The 1,564-nt window shown below is 45.9% G+C and carries 2 protein-coding genes, 1 pseudogene and 1 riboswitch; all 3 genes and pseudogenes read left to right on the top strand.

Going from position 1 to position 1,564, the window contains the following annotated elements:
- Window positions 1-123: pseudogene (locus AC0MXB_RS18260) on the top strand (ABC transporter ATP-binding protein); the annotation flags it as partial.
- Between the two features lie 59 nt (window positions 124-182).
- A complete protein-coding gene (locus tag AC0MXB_RS18255; protein ID WP_474041156.1) occupies window positions 183-827 on the top strand; it encodes a CBS and ACT domain-containing protein in 645 nt (214 codons plus the stop codon).
- Window positions 828-859: 32 nt separating this feature from the next.
- Window positions 860-936: riboswitch (NiCo riboswitch) on the top strand.
- Between the two features lie 46 nt (window positions 937-982).
- Window positions 983-1,564, top strand: a 582-nt coding sequence (locus AC0MXB_RS18250; protein WP_474041155.1) for a cation diffusion facilitator family transporter, incomplete at its 3' end; no start/stop codon positions are given.

Below are 1,564 nucleotides of genomic sequence, written 5' to 3'. Positions count from 1 at the left end.
CATATGGCTTTATCGATTGCGCATCATGCTTATGTATTGGAAACAGGCAGAATCACACTGTCTGGTCCGGCGGCGGAACTAGCTGCTAGTGAAGAAGTCCGCAAGGCTTATCTCGGCGGCTAAAGCGGCATGCTTTGACGGCTGCAATGGTTAAAGCAAAAGACTAATAAGGGGTGAGTGTCATGTTTGTAGCAAATCGGATGACGAAAGATCCAGTTACGGTTGCACCGGATATACCTGTTTTGGAAGCGAAGGAGCTATTAAAAACTCATCAGTTTCGCCGTCTGCCTGTTGTAAGAGACGGAAAGCTCGTGGGGATTGTTACAGACCGCGATTTACGGGCAGCTTCAGCATCGCCGGCTACGACTTTATCGGTTCATGAACTCAACTACCTACTTGCCAAAATGAAAGTCTCTGACATTATGAAGAAAAATGTGCTTACGATTTCCGCTGATGCAACCATTGAAGAGGCAGCTCTGATTATGTATCGGGAAAAAATCGGCGGCCTTATTGTCGTAGATGAGCAGAAGGCGCCTATCGGGATTATTACGGAAACGGATATTTTTAAATGCTTTGTTGATGTTATGGGATTGAACGAAGGGAAGACCCGCCTAACTATTGGGGTACCTGATCAGATCGGCGTACTTCATCAGATTACCGGCGTATTTTCTGAGCTTGGTATTAATATTGGCAGTTTAGCTTTGCTTGCTGGCCAAGGCGTTAAAAGCGAAATGATTATTCGCGCTGATATTGATGATTTGCCACTGCTCACGAAGAAACTGGGCGAAAAAGGCTACCCTGTACTTCATGTAGCACAGATCGGCTAAAAAGATTTACACCGATTTTTGAATATGCTAATATAATAAAATAGGATCAGACGACCGAACCTTCGGTGCAGTCGGGCTAAAGCAGCAGGAATCATCCTGTGGGACCACCTTAGTGTGGTATCCCCAGGATGATTTTAACTTTTTGGAGGGATAGGATGAATGCCAATGAAGCGGCTCGGTTAAAGAAGGGAGCTGCCCGACTTTCTGTAATATCCAATAGTTTACTTGTTTTAACAAAACTTGTTGTAGGTATCATGACAGGTGCTGTCAGTATCATATCAGAGGCAGCCCATTCCGCAGTCGATCTTATGGCGGCGATTATCGCTTTTTATGCCGTTCGTCAGTCGAGCGTTCCGCCTGATGCCGATCATGCCTACGGCCATGGGAAAATTGAAAACATTTCCGCCATGGTGGAAGCCGTTCTGATTATTGCGGCGGCTTTATGGATTGTCTATGAGGCGGTTGATAAGTTCTATACAGCGGCGCCACCGGAAAATTTGCCTTATGGCATTGCTGTTATGGCGCTTTCGATCATCGTAAATTTTTTCGTAACGGGTCGCTTGCTGAAAGTAGCGAAAGAAACCGAATCAGCAGCGCTCGAAGCCGATGCGCTTCATTTGCGCGCTGATATTTGGACGTCCATTGGCGTTCTCGTCGGTTTAGTTTTAATGGAACTTACTGGCTGGCATTTTATCGATCCGGCTATAGCTCTGTTTGTAGCGCTTATTGTATTTCGG

Source organism: Pelorhabdus sp. sgz311001 (assembly GCF_055901755.1).
The sequence above is the reverse complement of the archived record's forward strand: the minus strand, read 5'-3'. Positions and strand labels throughout refer to the sequence as shown.